General features: G+C 59.3%; 27 protein-coding genes. All 27 read left to right on the top strand.

Annotation, left to right across the window (positions count from 1 at the left end; translation table 11 throughout):
* The first annotated feature begins 317 nt into the window (after positions 1–317).
* The 27 genes from rpsL to ASG47_RS00665 all read left to right on the top strand — a co-directional run bounded on the left by rpsL (position 318) and on the right by ASG47_RS00665 (position 16,296).
* Positions 318–689: a 30S ribosomal protein S12 gene (gene rpsL / locus ASG47_RS00795; RefSeq protein WP_035080811.1), complete on the top strand. Its 372-nt coding sequence runs from the start codon at positions 318–320 to the stop codon at positions 687–689.
* Positions 690–701: 12 nt separating this feature from the next.
* Entirely contained in the window at positions 702–1,172 is a 471-nt protein-coding gene (rpsG, locus tag ASG47_RS00790; protein ID WP_061906842.1) for a 30S ribosomal protein S7, read from the top strand.
* A 12-nt stretch (positions 1,173–1,184) separates the two neighbouring features.
* Positions 1,185–3,275 carry an elongation factor G gene (gene fusA, locus ASG47_RS00785; protein ID WP_061906841.1) on the top strand — a complete coding sequence of 697 codons (2,091 nt, stop codon included), beginning with the start codon at positions 1,185–1,187 and terminating at the stop codon, positions 3,273–3,275.
* Positions 3,276–3,345: 70 nt separating this feature from the next.
* A complete protein-coding gene (tuf, locus tag ASG47_RS00780) occupies positions 3,346–4,536 on the top strand; it encodes an elongation factor Tu (protein ID WP_061906840.1) in 1,191 nt (396 codons plus the stop codon).
* Positions 4,537–4,604: 68 nt separating this feature from the next.
* Positions 4,605–4,913 (top strand): 30S ribosomal protein S10, encoded by a 309-nt coding sequence (gene rpsJ, locus ASG47_RS00775; protein WP_035080820.1) that lies wholly within the window; start codon positions 4,605–4,607, stop codon positions 4,911–4,913.
* Positions 4,914–5,000: 87 nt separating this feature from the next.
* A complete protein-coding gene (gene rplC / locus ASG47_RS00770) occupies positions 5,001–5,696 on the top strand; it encodes a 50S ribosomal protein L3 (protein ID WP_061906839.1) in 696 nt (231 codons plus the stop codon).
* Positions 5,697–6,317 carry a 50S ribosomal protein L4 gene (gene rplD, locus ASG47_RS00765; protein WP_061906838.1) on the top strand — a complete coding sequence of 207 codons (621 nt, stop codon included), beginning with the start codon at positions 5,697–5,699 and terminating at the stop codon, positions 6,315–6,317. It begins immediately after the preceding gene.
* Positions 6,314–6,607: a 50S ribosomal protein L23 gene (locus tag ASG47_RS00760; protein ID WP_061906837.1), complete on the top strand. Its 294-nt coding sequence runs from the start codon at positions 6,314–6,316 to the stop codon at positions 6,605–6,607. The genes rplD and ASG47_RS00760 overlap by 4 nt, the downstream gene beginning before the upstream one ends.
* An 18-nt stretch (positions 6,608–6,625) precedes the next feature.
* Positions 6,626–7,465 carry a 50S ribosomal protein L2 gene (rplB, locus tag ASG47_RS00755; RefSeq protein ID WP_061906836.1) on the top strand — a complete coding sequence of 280 codons (840 nt, stop codon included), beginning with the start codon at positions 6,626–6,628 and terminating at the stop codon, positions 7,463–7,465.
* Positions 7,466–7,468: 3 nt separating this feature from the next.
* Positions 7,469–7,747: a 30S ribosomal protein S19 gene (gene rpsS, locus ASG47_RS00750; RefSeq protein ID WP_061906835.1), complete on the top strand. Its 279-nt coding sequence runs from the start codon at positions 7,469–7,471 to the stop codon at positions 7,745–7,747.
* Between the two features lies 1 nt (position 7,748).
* Positions 7,749–8,129, top strand: coding sequence for a 50S ribosomal protein L22 (rplV, locus tag ASG47_RS00745; protein ID WP_056308259.1), 381 nt, complete (start codon positions 7,749–7,751; stop codon positions 8,127–8,129).
* Positions 8,129–8,866, top strand: coding sequence for a 30S ribosomal protein S3 (gene rpsC, locus ASG47_RS00740; RefSeq protein ID WP_061906834.1), 738 nt, complete (start codon positions 8,129–8,131; stop codon positions 8,864–8,866). Before rplV ends, rpsC begins: the two co-directional genes overlap by 1 nt.
* Before the next feature lie 15 nt (positions 8,867–8,881).
* A complete protein-coding gene (gene rplP / locus ASG47_RS00735) occupies positions 8,882–9,295 on the top strand; it encodes a 50S ribosomal protein L16 (protein WP_061906833.1) in 414 nt (137 codons plus the stop codon).
* A gap of 10 nt (positions 9,296–9,305) precedes the next feature.
* Positions 9,306–9,500 (top strand): 50S ribosomal protein L29, encoded by a 195-nt coding sequence (rpmC, locus tag ASG47_RS00730; RefSeq protein WP_061906832.1) that lies wholly within the window; start codon positions 9,306–9,308, stop codon positions 9,498–9,500.
* Between the two features lie 12 nt (positions 9,501–9,512).
* Complete coding sequence (gene rpsQ, locus ASG47_RS00725; protein ID WP_061906831.1) at positions 9,513–9,746, top strand: 30S ribosomal protein S17; 234 nt, start codon at positions 9,513–9,515, stop codon at positions 9,744–9,746.
* A gap of 66 nt (positions 9,747–9,812) precedes the next feature.
* The gene (rplN, locus tag ASG47_RS00720) at positions 9,813–10,181 is read left to right on the top strand and encodes a 50S ribosomal protein L14 (RefSeq protein ID WP_035080843.1); all 369 of its coding nucleotides are present in this window, start codon (positions 9,813–9,815) and stop codon (positions 10,179–10,181) included.
* On the top strand, positions 10,181–10,492 hold the full coding sequence (gene rplX / locus ASG47_RS00715; protein WP_061906830.1) for a 50S ribosomal protein L24: 312 nt from the start codon (positions 10,181–10,183) through the stop codon (positions 10,490–10,492). The genes rplN and rplX overlap by 1 nt, the downstream gene beginning before the upstream one ends.
* Positions 10,485–11,042, top strand: a complete 558-nt coding sequence (gene rplE, locus ASG47_RS00710; protein ID WP_061906829.1) for a 50S ribosomal protein L5 — start codon at positions 10,485–10,487, stop codon at positions 11,040–11,042. Before rplX ends, rplE begins: the two co-directional genes overlap by 8 nt.
* Positions 11,043–11,072: 30 nt before the next feature.
* Positions 11,073–11,378, top strand: a complete 306-nt coding sequence (gene rpsN / locus ASG47_RS00705) for a 30S ribosomal protein S14 (protein ID WP_061906828.1) — start codon at positions 11,073–11,075, stop codon at positions 11,376–11,378.
* Between the two features lie 12 nt (positions 11,379–11,390).
* Positions 11,391–11,789, top strand: a complete 399-nt coding sequence (gene rpsH, locus ASG47_RS00700; protein ID WP_061906827.1) for a 30S ribosomal protein S8 — start codon at positions 11,391–11,393, stop codon at positions 11,787–11,789.
* Positions 11,790–11,973: 184 nt separating this feature from the next.
* The gene (rplF, locus tag ASG47_RS00695) at positions 11,974–12,507 is read left to right on the top strand and encodes a 50S ribosomal protein L6 (protein ID WP_061906826.1); all 534 of its coding nucleotides are present in this window, start codon (positions 11,974–11,976) and stop codon (positions 12,505–12,507) included.
* Positions 12,508–12,519: 12 nt separating this feature from the next.
* Positions 12,520–12,882 (top strand): 50S ribosomal protein L18, encoded by a 363-nt coding sequence (gene rplR / locus ASG47_RS00690; RefSeq protein ID WP_061906825.1) that lies wholly within the window; start codon positions 12,520–12,522, stop codon positions 12,880–12,882.
* Between the two features lie 20 nt (positions 12,883–12,902).
* Entirely contained in the window at positions 12,903–13,436 is a 534-nt protein-coding gene (rpsE, locus tag ASG47_RS00685) for a 30S ribosomal protein S5 (protein WP_035080856.1), read from the top strand.
* 24 nt (positions 13,437–13,460) lie between these two features.
* The gene (gene rpmD, locus ASG47_RS00680; RefSeq protein WP_061906824.1) at positions 13,461–13,649 is read left to right on the top strand and encodes a 50S ribosomal protein L30; all 189 of its coding nucleotides are present in this window, start codon (positions 13,461–13,463) and stop codon (positions 13,647–13,649) included.
* 17 nt (positions 13,650–13,666) lie between these two features.
* A complete protein-coding gene (rplO, locus tag ASG47_RS00675; protein ID WP_061906823.1) occupies positions 13,667–14,170 on the top strand; it encodes a 50S ribosomal protein L15 in 504 nt (167 codons plus the stop codon).
* A 228-nt stretch (positions 14,171–14,398) separates the two neighbouring features.
* Positions 14,399–15,736, top strand: coding sequence for a preprotein translocase subunit SecY (secY, locus tag ASG47_RS00670; RefSeq protein WP_061906822.1), 1,338 nt, complete (start codon positions 14,399–14,401; stop codon positions 15,734–15,736).
* A complete protein-coding gene (locus tag ASG47_RS00665) occupies positions 15,733–16,296 on the top strand; it encodes an adenylate kinase (protein ID WP_061906821.1) in 564 nt (187 codons plus the stop codon). Before secY ends, ASG47_RS00665 begins: the two co-directional genes overlap by 4 nt.
* Positions 16,297–16,306: the final 10 nt, after the last annotated feature.

Raw genomic sequence — 16,306 nt, 5'->3', positions numbered from 1 at the left:
TGCATGGCTCTTGCGCGAAGTTTTCCGCGAAAGAATCCTTGACGGGGCGAGTCAACAGTTCTAAACAGCGCCTACCTTAGCGGTCGGTCGTGAATGTCACACCGGGTCCCTGCCACCTAGCGCGGGAATCCAGGACACTCAAACACACTGTCGGGTAACTAGACGAAGCAAATCCTTGTGCGCATGACTATCCCATTTTTGTGGGGTGGTCCGCTGCAACTAAGGCGCCGCCGATTCCCGGAAGGGTTCGGATGAGCGCCAATTTGGTTTGCTTGTGTAGACCGAACTAAAATTTTTTGGACGATGGAAAGAGCGCAATGCCCACCATTAATCAGCTGATCCGCAAACCACGCGCCAGCAAGCCAAAGCGGAACAAGGTTCCCGCCATGGAAGCAAACCCGCAGAAGCGTGGCGTTTGCTCCCGTGTGTACACGACGACCCCAAAGAAGCCGAACTCGGCTCTGCGTAAGGTGGCCAAGGTTCGCTTGACCAACCAGCGCGAAGTGATCTCCTACATCCCCGGTGAAGGTCACAATCTGCAGGAGCACTCCGTTGTGCTCATCCGCGGCGGTCGCGTTCGCGATTTGCCGGGCGTTCGCTATCACGTGCTCCGTGGTGTCCTCGATACACAGAGCGTGAAGGACCGCAAGCAACGCCGTTCGAAGTACGGCGCGAAGCGTCCGAAGTAAGGAGATCGAGATATGTCCCGTCGTCACCGCGCAGAAAAACGCGACGTTATCCCGGACGCTAAGTTCGGCGATCTCGTTCTGACCAAGTTCATGAATTCCCTGATGAAGGACGGCAAGAAGTCTGCTGCCGAATCCATCGTCTACGGTGCTTTCGAAATCGTCGAGAGCAAGACCAAGCAGGACCCGATCACGGTGTTCCATGGCGCCCTGGACAATATTCGTCCGGCCGTCGAAGTTCGTTCGCGCCGCGTTGGTGGTGCGACGTACCAGGTTCCCGTTGAAGTCCGTACCGACCGTCAGCAGGCCCTGGCCATCCGTTGGCTGATCGAATCCGCTCGCAAGCGCGGTGAGAACACCATGCGTGAACGCCTCTCGGGCGAACTCATGGATGCCATGAATGGCCGCGGTCAGGCCGTCAAGAAGCGCGAAGATACGCACCGTATGGCTGATGCCAACCGTGCCTTCTCGCACTACCGCTGGTAGTAGGAGCGCCAAATGGCACGCGAATATCCTATTAATCTCTATCGTAACTTCGGCATCATGGCTCACATCGATGCTGGCAAGACGACCACGACCGAACGTATCCTTTACTACACCGGCAAGTCCCACAAGATCGGCGAAGTCCATGACGGCGCCGCGACCATGGACTGGATGGAGCAGGAACAGGAACGCGGCATCACCATTACGTCGGCCGCTACGACCACGTTCTGGAAGGACCGCAACGGTACCCAGCACCGCTTCAACATCATCGACACCCCCGGCCACGTGGACTTCACCATCGAAGTCGAACGTTCGCTGCGCGTGCTCGACGGTGCCGTCGCTCTGCTCGACGCCAATGCTGGCGTTGAACCGCAGACCGAAACCGTGTGGCGTCAGGCTGACAAGTACCACGTTCCGCGTCTCATCTTCGTCAACAAGATGGACAAGACCGGCGCCGATTTCTACCGCTGCGTAGAAATGATCGGTTCGCGTCTCGGCGCCCGTGCCGTTCCGGTTCAGCTGCCGATCGGCGCTGAAACCGAATTCAAGGGCGTTGTCGATCTCATCGAGATGAACGCTCTGGTCTGGCGTAACGAAGAGCTCGGTGCTCAGTGGGACGTCGTCGAGATCCCAGCCGATCTCAAGGACAAGGCCGTCAAGTACCGCGAAGCTATGGTCGAAGCCGCCGTCGAAATGGACGACGCTGCGATGGAAGCTTACCTCAATGGTGAAGTGCCGAACAACGACACCATCCGTCGTCTGCTTCGTCAGGGCGCCATCGGTGCCAAGTTCTTCCTCGTCTTCGCTGGCTCGGCGTTCAAGAACAAGGGCGTGCAGCCCCTGCTCGATGGCGTTATCGACTTCCTGCCGTCCCCGCTCGACGTTCCTGCTATTCAGGGCATCGACGCCAAGACCGAAGCACCGATCGAACGTCATGCTGACGACTCCGAACCGCTCTCGATGCTGGCATTCAAGATCGCCAACGACCCGCACATGGGTACGCTGACCTTCTGCCGCATCTATTCGGGTCACCTCGAAGCTGGCATCAGCCTGGAAAACACCGTGAAGGGCAAGCGCGAACGCGTTGGCCGCATGTTCCAGATGCACGCCAACAGCCGTGAGCAGATCACTGAAGCCTTTGCTGGTGACATCGTCGCCATCGTTGGCCTCAAGGACACCACCACGGGTGACACGCTGGCTCCGACCAACTCGCAGGTTATCCTCGAGCGCATGATCTTCCCGGATCCGGTTATCGACATCTCCGTCGAGCCGAAGTCCAAGGCCGACCAGGAAAAGATGGGCCTCGCCCTCAACCGCCTGGCTGCTGAAGATCCGTCGTTCCGCGTCAAGACCGACGAAGAATCCGGCCAGACCATCATCTCCGGCATGGGCGAACTTCACCTCGATATTCTCGTCGACCGTATGCGTCGCGAGTTCAAGGTCGAAGCCAATATCGGCCAGCCGCAGGTTGCTTACCGTGAGACGATCACGCGTAAGACTGAAAAGGACTACACCCACAAGAAGCAGTCGGGTGGTTCGGGTCAGTTCGCGCGCATCAAGATCACTGTTGAGCCGGGTGAAGTCGGCAAGGGTCTCGAATTTGTCAATGCCATCGTTGGCGGCGCCGTTCCTCGTGAATACGTCCCAGGCGTGTCGAAGGGTGTCGAATCGGTCATGGGCGCAGGCCCGCTGATCGGCTTCCCGGTCGTCGACGTTAAGGTCACTCTGACCGACGGCGCCTACCACGATGTCGACTCTTCGGTGCTCGCCTTCGAAATCGCCGGCCGTGCAGGCTTCCGTGAGGCTCTTCGTGAAGCCGGTCCGAAAATTCTCGAACCGATCATGAAGGTTGAAGTTGTCACGCCAGAAGACTACATGGGCGACGTCATCGGCGATCTCAACTCCCGTCGTGGGCAGATCCAGGGCACTGAAAGCCGTGGTGTTGTCCAGGTCGTGAATGCGTTCGTGCCGCTTGCTAACATGTTCGGGTATGTGAACTCGCTGCGCTCCATGAGCCAGGGTCGTGCACAGTATTCCATGGTGTTCGATCACTACGAACAGGTTCCGCAGGCTGTCGCTGACGAAGTCCAGGCCAAGTACGCCTAAAACCAGCGCAAGCTAGTCAAGAAACTCAACTGTATGTCGGCGATTGCGCTGACAAATTTGGAGAAAAGCTATGGCGAAGGAAAAGTTTTCCCGCTCCAAGCCGCACTGCAACATCGGCACCATCGGTCACGTTGACCATGGCAAGACCTCGCTGACCGCAGCGATCACCAAGATCCTGGCTGAGACCGGCGGCGCGACCTTCAAGGCGTACGATCAGATCGACGCGGCCCCAGAAGAAAAGGCCCGCGGCATCACCATCAACACCGCCCACGTCGAGTATGAGACGACCAATCGTCACTACGCTCACGTCGACTGCCCAGGCCACGCTGACTATGTGAAGAACATGATCACCGGTGCTGCCCAGATGGACGGCGCGATCCTCGTCGTGTCGGCTGCTGACGGCCCGATGCCCCAGACCCGTGAGCACATCCTGCTCGCTCGTCAGGTTGGCGTTCCTGCTCTCGTCGTCTTCCTCAACAAGTGCGACATGGTCGACGATGCCGAGCTCCTCGAGCTCGTCGAGCTCGAAGTTCGTGAACTTCTGTCCTCGTACGAATTCCCGGGCGACGATATCCCGATCATCAAGGGTTCGGCTCTCGCCGCTCTTGAAGATTCCGACAAGAAGCTCGGCCACGACGCCGTTCTCGAGCTGATGGCCGCTGTTGACTCGTACATTCCGCAGCCGGAACGTCCCGTCGACCAGCCGTTCCTCCTCCCGATCGAAGACGTGTTCTCGATCTCGGGTCGTGGTACCGTGGTCACCGGTCGCGTCGAACGCGGCATCGTCAAGGTTGGTGAAGAAGTCGAAATCGTCGGCATCAAGGCAACCCAGAAGACCACCGTCACCGGTGTCGAAATGTTCCGCAAGCTGCTCGACTCCGGTCAGGCTGGCGACAACGTCGGCGCGCTGATCCGTGGTATCGACCGCACTCAGGTTGAGCGCGGCCAGGTTCTCTGCAAGCCCGGTTCCGTGACCCCGCACACCGACTTCACGGCTGAGGTTTACATCCTCACCAAGGAAGAAGGCGGTCGTCACACTCCGTTCTTCGGCAACTACCGTCCCCAGTTCTACTTCCGTACCACGGACGTGACGGGTATCGTGACCCTTCCCGAAGGCACCGAAATGGTGATGCCGGGCGACAACCTGAACATCAACGTTCAGCTCATCGTTCCGATCGCCATGGAAGAAAAGCTCCGCTTCGCTATCCGCGAAGGTGGCCGTACGGTTGGTTCGGGCGTCGTCGCCACGATCCTGAAGTAAGCCTCATTGAGACATTCGCGGCGCGCGATTAAGCGCGCCGTGATCTTTTTCCGTCAGGATTTGAGAAGATGAACGGTCAGAATATCCGCATCCGCCTCAAGGCGTTTGACCATCGCGTGCTCGATACGTCGACCCGTGAGATCGTCAACACTGCCAAGCGCACGGGTGCCCAGGTTCGCGGTCCGATTCCGCTGCCGACCCGCATCGACAAGTTCACCGTCAACCGCTCGCCCCACATCGATAAGAAGGCGCGTGAGCAGTTCGAGATCCGGACCCACAAGCGTCTGCTTGACATTGTGGACCCGACCCCTCAGACGGTCGATGCACTGATGAAGCTCGATCTCGCCGCCGGCGTCGACGTCGAAATCAAGCTCTAAGACTATAAGAACAAAAATTCCGCGCCTGCCGCGAAAGGGTCCTCTGAAATCATGACCCGGCAGAGCGCCAACAAGAAGGTATAACCGATGCGTTCTGGATTGATCGCACAGAAGCTGGGGATGACCCGCATCTTCGCCGAGGACGGCTCGCACGTTCCGGTCACGGTGCTGGCCCTGCAGAACTGCCAGGTGGTGGCGCAGCGTACCGTCGAGAAAGACGGCTACGTGGCTCTCCAGCTCGGCGCAGGCCAGGCTAAGGCCAAGAACACCTCCAAGGCAGAACGCGGCCACTATGCCGTTGCCAAGGTGGAGCCGAAGCGTCACGTCGCGGAATTCCGCGTTGATGCTGAAAACCTCATCGAGGTTGGCGCAACCCTCAAGGCGGACCACTTCGCCGAGGGCCAGCTTGTCGACGTCACTGGTACGTCGATCGGTAAGGGTTTTGCCGGTGGTATGAAGCGCTGGAACTTCGGTGGTCTGCGCGCCTCCCACGGTGTTTCCGTTTCCCACCGTTCCATCGGTTCGACCGGTGGCCGTCAGGACCCGGGTAAGACCTTCAAGAACAAGAAGATGCCGGGCCACATGGGCGATCGTCGCATCACCACGCAGAACGTCAAGGTCGTCAAGACCGACGTGGAACGTGGCCTGCTCCTGATCCAGGGTTCGGTTCCGGGCGCCAAGGGCGCTTGGATCATGGTCAAGGATGCCGTCAAGAAGCCGGCTCCCGCGAATGTAGTCCTGCCGGGCTCTTTCGAGGCCGCTGCTGCGGGAGAAGCGAAGTAAATGGAACTCAAGGTAACCACACTCGACGGTAAGTCCGCCGGTACGATCGAGCTCAAGGACGATGTCTTTGGTCTTGAAGTGCGCGCCGACATCCTGCACCGCATGGTTCGCTACCAGCAGCTCAAGGCGATGTCCGGCACGCATGACGTGAAGAACCGCTCTGAAGGCGTGCGCACGGGCAAGAAGTTCGTGAAGCAGAAGGGTTCGGGCGGCGCCCGTCACGGCGATCGCAAGGCTCCCCAGTTCCGTGGTGGTGGCCGTGCATTCGGTCCGACCCCGCGTAGCCACGCGATCGATCTTCCCAAGAAGGTCCGCGTTCTCGCGCTCAAGCATGCTCTTTCGTCCAAGGCCAAGGCTGGCTCGCTGATCGTCATCGACAGCGTCGCTCAGCAGGAAGCCAAGACGGCAGCGCTGCGCACCACCTTCGGCAAGCTCGAATGGGCAAGCGCGCTGATCATCGACGGCGCAAGCGTCGACCAGAACTTTGCTCTGGCCGCCCGCAATATCCCGAACATCGACGTGCTGCCGATCCAGGGGATCAACGTTGTTTCGATCCTCAAGCGCGACAAGCTCGTCCTGACCAAGGCAGCGCTCGAAGCGCTCGAAGCGAGGTTCGCATGAACAAGCTTGCCGCTTACGACATCGTCCGTAACCCCGTCGTGACTGAAAAGTCGACGATGGCTTCGGAATACAACCAGGTCGTTTTCGACGTGGCGATTGATGCCAGCAAGACCGAGATCAAGGCCGCCGTCGAGCAGCTTTTTTCGGTCAAGGTCAAGGCAGTGAACACCCTGGTCCGCAAGGGCAAGGTAAAGCGCTTCCGCGGCAAGACTGGCGTTCGCAATGACGTCAAGAAGGCCATCGTGACCCTCGTCGACGGCCAGTCGATCGATATTTCGACCGGCCTCTAAGGGACAAGAGACAGCAAAATGGCTCTAAAGACTTATAATCCGACCTCCGAAGGCCGTCGTACTCTCGTTACGACCGACCGTTCGGAACTGTGGAAGGGCAAGCCGGTCAAGGCTCTGACCGAAGGCCTCTCCAAGAGCGGCGGCCGTAACAATACCGGCCGCATCACTGCCTACCATCGTGGTGGCGGTCACAAGCGCTCTTACCGCATGATCGACTTCAAGCGCGTGAAGTTCGACGCAGTCGGGACGATCGAACGTCTCGAATACGATCCGAACCGCACCGCCTGGATCGCTCTGGTGAAGTACGAAGATGGCGAACAGGCCTACATCGTTGCTCCCCAGCGCCTGACTGCCGGCGACAAGGTCATCTCCTCGATGAACACTGTCGACGTGAAGCCAGGCAATGCAATGCCGCTCGAGCGCATGCCGGTCGGCACCATCGTGCACAACGTCGAACTCAAGCCCCGCAAGGGCGGCCAGGTCGCTCGTTCCGCCGGTGCCTATGCTCAGTATGTCGGCCGTGACTCCGGTTGGGCGATCCTTCGCCTCAACTCGGGCGAACAGCGCCGCGTACACGGTACGTGCCTCGCCACCGTCGGTGCCGTGTCCAACCAGGATCACGCCAACACCTCGCTCGGCAAGGCTGGTCGTAACCGCTGGCTCGGCAAGAAGCCGGTCAACCGCGGCGTGACCATGAACCCGGTCGACCACCCCCATGGTGGTGGTGAAGGCCGTACGTCTGGTGGCCGTCACCCGGTTTCTCCGTGGGGCAAGCCGACCAAGGGCAAGCGCACACGTTCAAATAAGGCCACGGATCAGTTTATCGTCCGCAGCCGCCACGTGAAGAAGGGCAGGTAAGTCATGACCCGTTCAGTTTGGAAGGGGCCGTTCGTCGACGGCTATATGCTCAAGAAGGCCGAGAAGGCCCAGAGCTCTGGCCGCAACGATGTGGTCAAGATCTGGTCGCGTCGCTCGACCATCCTGCCGCAGTTCGTCGGCATCACGTTCGGTGTGCACAACGGCCAGAAGCATGTTCCGGTGAATGTCACCGAAGACATGATCGGTCACAAGTTTGGCGAGTTCGCCCCGACCCGTACCTATTACGGTCACGCGGCCGACAAGAAGGCCAAGAGGAAGTAAGATGAGCAAGCCAAAGACTGAGCGCGCTCTCAAAGACAACGAGGCTAAGGCTGTCCTGCGCATGCTGCGCATCAGCCCTCAGAAGCTGAACCTCGTCGCGCAGTTGATCCGTGGCAAGAAGGTTGAGAAGGCCCTGGCCGATCTCGAATTCAGCCACAAGCGCATCTCCGGCCAGGTGAAGAAGGTGCTCGAGAGCGCCATCGCCAATGCCGAAAACAACCATGGCCTCGATACCGACGCGCTCGTCGTTGCCGAAGCCTTTGTGGGCAACTCGCTCGTCATGAAGCGTTTCATGGCTCGTGGCCGCGGCAAGTCGTCGCAGATCCAGAAGCCTTTCTCGCATCTGACGATCATCGTCCGGCAAGTTGAGGAGGCCGCATAATGGGTCAGAAAATCAATCCAATCGGCTTCCGTCTGGGCATCAATCGCACCTGGGATAGCCGCTGGTACGCCAACAAGGGCGAATATGGCACGCTTCTTCAGGAAGACCTGAAGATCCGCACCACCCTGATGAAGGATCTCAAGGCCGCTGCGGTCTCCAAGATCGTCATCGAGCGTCCGCACCGCAAGTGCCGCGTGTCGATCCACACTGCTCGTCCGGGCATCGTGATCGGCAAGAAGGGCGCTGACATCGACAAGATCCGCGCCAAGGTGAAGAAGTTCACCGACAGCGAAGTGCACATCAACATCGTTGAAGTGCGCAAGCCGGAAACCGATGCGACCCTTGTTGCTCAGGGCATTGCCCAGCAGCTCGAACGCCGCGTTGCCTTCCGTCGTGCCATGAAGCGTGCAGTGCAGACTGCAATCCGCATGGGCGCCGGTGGTATCCGCGTCAACGTTGGTGGTCGTCTTGGTGGCGCCGACATCGCTCGTACCGAATGGTACCGCGAAGGCCGCGTGCCGCTGCACACCCTGCGCGCCGATATCGACTACGGTACGGCTGAAGCCGAAACCACGTACGGCATCATCGGCATCAAGGTTTGGATCTTCAAGGGCGAAGTCCTTGAGCACGATCCTTCCGCCCACGAGCGTCGCGCTACCGAAGGTAGCGAAGGTGGCCAACGTTCTGAGCGCGAACCGCGCCGTGAGCGTGGCGATCGCGACCGCGAACGCGCATAAGAAGGTTGAACAATTATGCTGCAACCGAAGCGTACTAAGTTCCGCAAGGCCCACAAGGGCCGCATCCATGGTCTTGCCAAGGGTGGCACCGAGCTGGCTTTCGGCTCCTATGCCCTCAAGGCGACCGAACCCGAACGCGTTACCGCGCGTCAGATCGAAGCAGCCCGTCGCGCTATCACTCGTGAGATGAAGCGCCAGGGCCGCGTGTGGATCCGTATTTTCCCGGATCTGCCGGTTTCCAAGAAGCCTACCGAAGTCCGTATGGGTAAGGGTAAGGGCTCCGTTGAATACTGGGCAGCACGCGTAAAGCCGGGCCGCATCGTTTTTGAGATTGACGGCGTACCCGAAGACGTTGCAAAGGAGGCGCTTCGCCTCGGAGCAATGAAGTTGCCGATCACCACGCGCATTGTTACGCGCATTGTCGACTAAGGACACGAGCATGAAAGCCAGTGATGTGCGGAGCAAAACCGCAGACGAACTGAAAGATCAGCTCGTCGACCTTAAGAAAGAACAGTTCAACCTGCGTTTCCAGCGCGCTACCCAGCAGCTGGAAAAGCCCGCCCAGGTCAAGTTGGTCCGTCGCGATATCGCGCGGATCAAGACGATCCTCGGCGAAAAGAACGCAGCTAAGTAAGGAATAAAACCCATGCCAAAGCGCGTTTTGCAGGGGACTGTTGTCTCCGACGCTAACGAGAAGACCATTGTGGTCCGGGTCGAGCGCCGTTTTACGCACCCCCTTCTGAAGAAGACAGTGCGTCGTTCCAAGAAGTATCACGCTCACGATGAAGCTAATGTGGCAAAAGTCGGTGATATCGTGTGGATCGAAGAAACCGCACCGATCAGCAAGAACAAGCGCTGGACGCTTGTCCCTGCGGCGTAAGAGAATTTCAATTAGGTCGGCGCGCCGGGTGACGGTGCTGCCGATTCAACTAGAAGGCATCCAGTTATGATCCAGATGCAATCAAATCTCGACGTCGCGGACAATTCCGGCGCTCGTCGTGTCATGTGCATCAAGGTGCTGGGCGGTTCGCATCGTAAATACGCCTCGGTCGGCGACATTATTGTCGTTTCGGTCAAGGACGCTATTCCGCGCGGCCGTGTAAAGAAGGGCCAGGTTATGAAGGCTGTGGTCGTTCGCACCGCAACCGACATCCGTCGCCCCGATGGCACCGTCATCCGTTTTGACAAGAACGCCGCGGTTCTGATCAACAATCAGAAAGAGCCGATCGGCACCCGTATCTTCGGACCTGTTCCGCGCGAACTCCGCGCCCGGAACCACATGAAGATCATCTCGCTCGCTCCAGAGGTGCTGTAATGGCCTCCAAGATCAAAAAGGGCGATAAAGTCGTCGTCCTGGCTGGCAAGGACAAGGGCAAGACCGGTCAGGTCTTGTCGGTCATTCCCACCGAAACCAAAGCGCTTGTCCAGGGTATCAACCTTGTTCGCAAGCACCAGAAGCAGACTGCCTCGCAGGACGCCGGTATCTTCACCAAGGAAGCGCCGATCCACCTGTCGAACCTGGCCGTCGCCGACGCCAATGGCAAGCCCACCCGCGTCGGGTTCCAGATCAAGGACGGCGTGAAGACTCGCGTCGCCAAGACGACCGGAGGCCAGATCGATGGCTGAGACCGTTTACGTTCCGCGCCTGCGGACCTACTACGACGAAACCATCAAGGCCGAGCTGACCAAGCAGTTCGAGTACAAGAACGTCATGGAGCTGCCAAAGCTCGACAAGATCGTTCTGAACATGGGCGTCGGTGAAGCTGTCAACGACACCAAGAAGGTGAAGTCGGCTGCTGCGGAACTGGAAAAGATTGCTGGTCAGAAGCCGGTCATCACCCATGCCCGCAAGTCGATCGCAGGCTTCAAGGTCCGCGAAGAGATGCCGCTCGGTGTCAAGGTGACGCTGCGCAAGACCCGCATGTACGAGTTCCTGGATCGTCTGGTGAACATCGCACTCCCGCGCGTCCGCGACTTCCGCGGTCTCAATCCGAACTCCTTCGACGGCCGTGGCAACTATGCCATGGGCATCAAGGAACACATCATTTTCCCCGAGATCAACTATGATCAGATCGACCAGGTCTGGGGTATGGATATCGTGATTGCCACGACGGCCAAGACGGATGATGAAGCTCGGGCTCTGCTGCGCGCTTTCAACTTCCCGTTCCGCCAGTAAGCGGGCAGGGAAGGGATAAAGGATCAGAACATGGCAAAGACCAGTTCCATCGAAAAGAACAACAAGCGCGCCAAGCTCGCCAAGCAGTATGCTGAGAAGCGTTCTGCCCTTAAGGCGACCGTCAAGGATCAGACCTTGTCGATCGAAGAGCGTTTCAAGGCCACCCTCAAGCTGGCTGAATTGCCGCGCAACTCGGCAAAGGTTCGCGTTCGCAACCGTTGCGAAGTTTCGGGCCGTCCACGCGCTTATTACCGTAAGCTCAAGATGAGCCGTATCGCCCTGCGTCAGCTGGGCAACCTGGGTCAGATCCCGGGTCTCGTGAAGTCGAGCTGGTAAGGAGAGACATAAATGAGCTTTTCTGACCCAATCGGCGACATGCTGACCCGTATCCGCAACGCTCAAGAGCGTCGCCGGAACACCGTTTCGACCCCAGCCTCGACCCTTCGTGGTCGCGTGCTGGACGTTCTCCAGTCCGAGGGTTTCATCCGCGGCTACTCCGAGACCAAGTTCGAAAACGGCGCTGCCGAATACGAAATCGAACTCAAGTATTCGGACAATGAAGGCGTGATCCGCACCATCGAGCGCGTTTCCCGTCCCGGCCGCCGCGTGTACGCGTCGGTCAAGAATATTCCGCAGGTGGCGAACGGCCTCGGCGTGTCGATCCTCTCCACCCCCAAGGGTGTGATGGCCGACCACGAAGCCAAGGCTGCCAACGTTGGTGGCGAGGTACTCTGCCGCGTCTTCTAATGCGTGTGGGCCCGAAGTCCATTGATGCACTTTGAGGAGAAGTGGATTCCACTTTTCCTGTTGTAAGTGCGGCAAAAACTGATACGAGCGCGATCAACGTTTCTCGGAAACGCTGATCGGCTCTGTTTTCGGGCACCTTCACGCGCATTGGATGCGCGACAAGACGATTACTCAAGGATATAGAATGTCACGTACTGGCAAGAAACCGGTGGCCCCGGTTAATGGCGTTACGGTTACGGTCAATGATCGCACCGTCTCCGCCAAGGGCCCGAAGGGCGAGCTGAGCCTCCCGCTCATGGATATCGTCAATGTCGAGCAGGGTTCCGATGGCGTCGTCATCACCCCGGCTAACGACACCCGCGAAGCACGTGCTGCCTGGGGCACTACGCGCGCGCTGATCCAGAACATGGTCACTGGTGTGAGCGCCGGTTTCGAAAAGAAGCTGGCAATCCAGGGCGTTGGTTACCGCGCCGCCATGCAGGGCAAGGACGTCAAGCTCTCGCTCGGTTTCAGCCACGAAGTGATCTACAAGGCCCCGCAGGGTATTACCCTGGCGGTTCCTGCGCCGACCGAGATCGTCATCACTGGCATCGACAAGCAGCAGGTTGGTCAGGTTGCGGCAGAGATCCGCGGCTGGCGTCCCCCCGAGCCCTACAAGGGCAAGGGCGTGCGCTACGCCGGCGAGCAGGTCTTCCGCAAAGAAGGCAAGAAGAAGTAAGGAGCGCCACCTATGGCAATTTCTGCAAAAGGTGCGGCACGTCGCAAGGCTCGTGTCCGCAAGGCGCTCAAGGCTCGTGCCTTTGGTCGCGCCCGTCTCAGCGTTTTCCGCTCGGACAAGAACATCTACGCCCAGATCATCGACGACGCGAATGGTCGTACGCTGGCAGCGGCTTCCACCCTCGAAAAGGATCTGCGCGGCTCGCTCAAGAGCGGCGGCACCTCCGAGGCAGCTGCCGTCGTTGGCAAGCTGATCGCCGAGCGCGGTGTGAAGGCTGGCGTTGCCGAAGTGATCTTTGATCGCGGCGCTTACATTTATCACGGCCGCGTTAAGGCCCTTGCAGATGCTGCCCGTGAGGGCGGTCTGCAGTTCTAACAGCGGCGAGGAAAAACATTATGAGCAGAGACGTTCAAGAGCGCGAAAGCGAGTTCGTCGATCGCCTGGTCCACATCAACCGTGTGGCCAAGGTTGTGAAGGGCGGCAAGCGCTTCGGTTTTGCAGCCCTCGTCGTTGTTGGTGACCAGAAGGGTCGCGTCGGTTTCGGTCACGGTAAGGCCCGTGAAGTTCCCGAAGCAATCCGCAAGGCGACGGAACAGGCCAAGCGCCAGATGATCCGCGTGCCGCTGCGTGATGCCCGTACGCTTCACCACGACATCACCGGCCGCCATGGCGCCGGCAAGGTCGTGCTGCGTGCAGCCGTTCCGGGTACCGGCATCATCGCCGGTGGTCCGATGCGCGCCGTCTTCGAAACCCTCGGGATCAACGACATCGTCGCCAAGTCCACGGGTACCTCGAACCCTTACAACATGGTCCGCGCGACTTTCGACGCTCTCAAGCGCGTTGATAGCCCCCGCGCCGTGGCTGCCCGCCGCGGCCTCAAGGTCTCCGAACTGCAAGCTCGCCGCGGCGAGACTGCTGTCGAAGCCTGAGCCCCGTAGGAACGGAGAAGCACAATGGCTGACAAGAAGATGATCACCGTGAAGCAGGTCGGTTCGCCGATCCGCCGCGAAAAGAGCCAGCGCGCGACCCTGATCGGTCTCGGGCTGAACAAGATGAACAAAGAGCGCGAGCTGATTGATACGCCCGAAGTCCGTGGCATGATCAACAAGGTCCCGCACCTCGTCCGTGTAATCGGCGAGTAAAAGGGAAGGCTCGACAAATGACTCGTTTGAACGAACTTCGCGACAACGACGGCGCTAACAAGGTCCGCGTTCGCGTCGGCCGTGGTATCGGCTCCGGCGTTGGCAAGACCGGTGGTCGTGGTGGCAAGGGCCAGACGGCCCGCGCCGGTGTCGCGATCAACGGCTTCGAAGGCGGCCAGATGCCCCTTCACATGCGTATGCCGAAGCGTGGCTTCAATGCTTGGAATCCCAAGGATTGGAACCAGGTTCGCGTTGACCGCATCCAGGCCTATATCGACTCGGGCAAGCTCGATGCAAAGGGCGTCATCGACGCGGCTGCGCTCTTGGCTGCCGGCGTGATCCGTCGCGCCAAGGACGGTGTCCGTCTCATTGGTTCGGAAGGCTTCACCGCCTCCAAGGTCACCTTCAAGGTGGACTATGCGACCAAGGGTGCTACCGCTGCCATCGAAGGCGCCGGCGGCAAGGTTGACTTGATCCCGGTCAAGGAAACCTGGAAGAAGACCCCATACGCCGCCAAGTAATTTGGTGATTGCGCACCCGGCCTCGCGGTCGGGTGCGTTTTTTGGTTTGTTGCGCCGGGGTTGCTGTCCTATATGCTCCTTGGGCGCTCCAAGCGCCTCTGGCTTTCGGCCATAGGGCAGGGCGCGGGAAATATGCGCAGCGGTTTTCCGTACGAGCCTTGCGACAACAAAGTTTTAGGGCATCCGATTTGATCCCGTCGAATCGCACACGGCTCTAGGGAGCGAAGTATGGCGTCCGCAGCCGAGCAACTTGCTCGCAATCTCAGTTTCTCGACCTTTTCCAAGGCGAAAGCCCTTCAGCAGCGCATCTGGTTCACACTGGGCGCGCTGCTTGTCTATCGTTTGGGCACCTTCATTCCTGTTCCGGGCATTGATCCCGATGCGTTCCGCGCGACTTTCGAGCAGAGCCAGCAGGGCATCATCGGCATGTTCAATATGTTCTCCGGCGGTGCCGTTGAGCGTATGGCCATCTTTGCGCTCAACCTGATTCCCTACATCACGGCCTCGATCGTCGTGCAGGTGATCGCGACCGCTTCGCCAAAGCTCGAAGCTCTCAAGAAAGAGGGTGAAGCCGGGCGCCGCAAGATGAACCAGTACACCCGCTATCTGGCGGTCGTGTTCTGCGCCGTGCAGGCCTATGGCATTGCGGTCGGTCTCGAGGGCAGCCAGGGCGTTGTGCTCAATCCAGGCTGGTTCTTCCGCCTCTCGACCGTGGTCACCCTTGTGGGCGGCACCATGTTCCTGATGTGGCTCGGCGAGCAGATCACCTCGCGTGGCGTCGGCAACGGCATCTCGCTGATCATTTTCGCCGGTATCGTCGCCAATCTTCCCTCGACCGTCGCCCAGACGCTCGAATTGAGCCGCACTGGCGCAATTCCTGCTTTTGCTGCGGTCGGCATGATTGTGTTGGCGCTGATCGTCATCGCCATCATCGTCTTCTTCGAGCGTGCGCAGCGCCGGCTTCTGATCCAGTATCCGAAGCGTCAGGTGGGCAATAAGCTCTTCCAGGGCGATACCTCGCATCTGCCGCTCAAGCTGAACACTTCGGGTGTTATCCCGGTGATCTTCGGCTCCTCGCTGCTGCTTTTGCCGGCAACGATCGCGTCCTTCGCAGCCCAGGGCAATGCCCCGAGCTGGCTGACGACGGTCACGGCGCTCCTCGGCCGCGGTCAGCCGCTGCACCTGGCGCTCTTTGCCTTCTTCATCATCTTTTTTGCCTTCTTCTACACGGCCATTGTCTTCAATCCGACCGAGACGGCAGACAACCTCAAGCGTTCTGGCGGCTTCATTCCGGGCATTCGTCCGGGTGAGCGCACCGCGCAGCACATCGATTATGTGTTGACGCGCATCACCGTTGTCGGTGCCCTTTACCTCACGGTGATCGCGCTGATTCCGGAGCTGATGTTCAGCCAGCTTGCGGTTGCTCAGTTCATCGGCGGCACATCGCTGCTGATCATGGTGACGGTGACCCTCGATACGGTCAGCCAGATCCAGAGCCATCTCGTGGCCCAGCAATATGAGGGGCTGCTGAAGAAATCCCGCCTTGGAGGAGGCAAGCGTCGATGAGACTGATCCTGTTGGGACCGCCAGGGGCGGGCAAGGGCACGCAGGCCAAGATTCTGGTTGAAGCCTACGGCATCCCGCAATTGTCCACTGGTGACATCCTGCGGGCCGCTATTGCCGATCAAACGCCGCTTGGGCTCGAAGCCAAGGCGATCATGGATCGGGGCGATCTCGTCTCGGATACTATTGTCAACGGCATCGTCTCCGAACGAATCGATGCTGAAGACTGCAAGCCTGGTTTCATCCTCGATGGTTTCCCGCGCACCATTGCGCAGGCTCAGGCCCTCGATTCCATGCTCGCGAACAAAGGTCTCAAGCTTGACGCCGTCATCGAGCTCACGGCAGATGCCGACGAGCTCGTGCGCCGGGTGATTCAGCGCTCCAAGGATAGCAATCGTCCGGATGACAATCCGGACGTCATCCGCAAGCGCCTGGATGTCTACACCACCAGCACCGCCCCATTGGTCGATTACTACGGTCAACAGGGTCTGGTGAAGACGGTGGACGGCATGGAGCCGGTCGAGAATGTCACTGGAGCCATCAAGAAGGCTCTAGACAAGTAAGTTCGTAGGG

It is taken from the genome of Devosia sp. Leaf420 (assembly GCF_001425445.1).
Classification (GTDB): domain Bacteria; phylum Pseudomonadota; class Alphaproteobacteria; order Rhizobiales; family Devosiaceae; genus Devosia.
The sequence above is the reverse complement of the archived record's forward strand: the minus strand, read 5'-3'. Positions and strand labels throughout refer to the sequence as shown.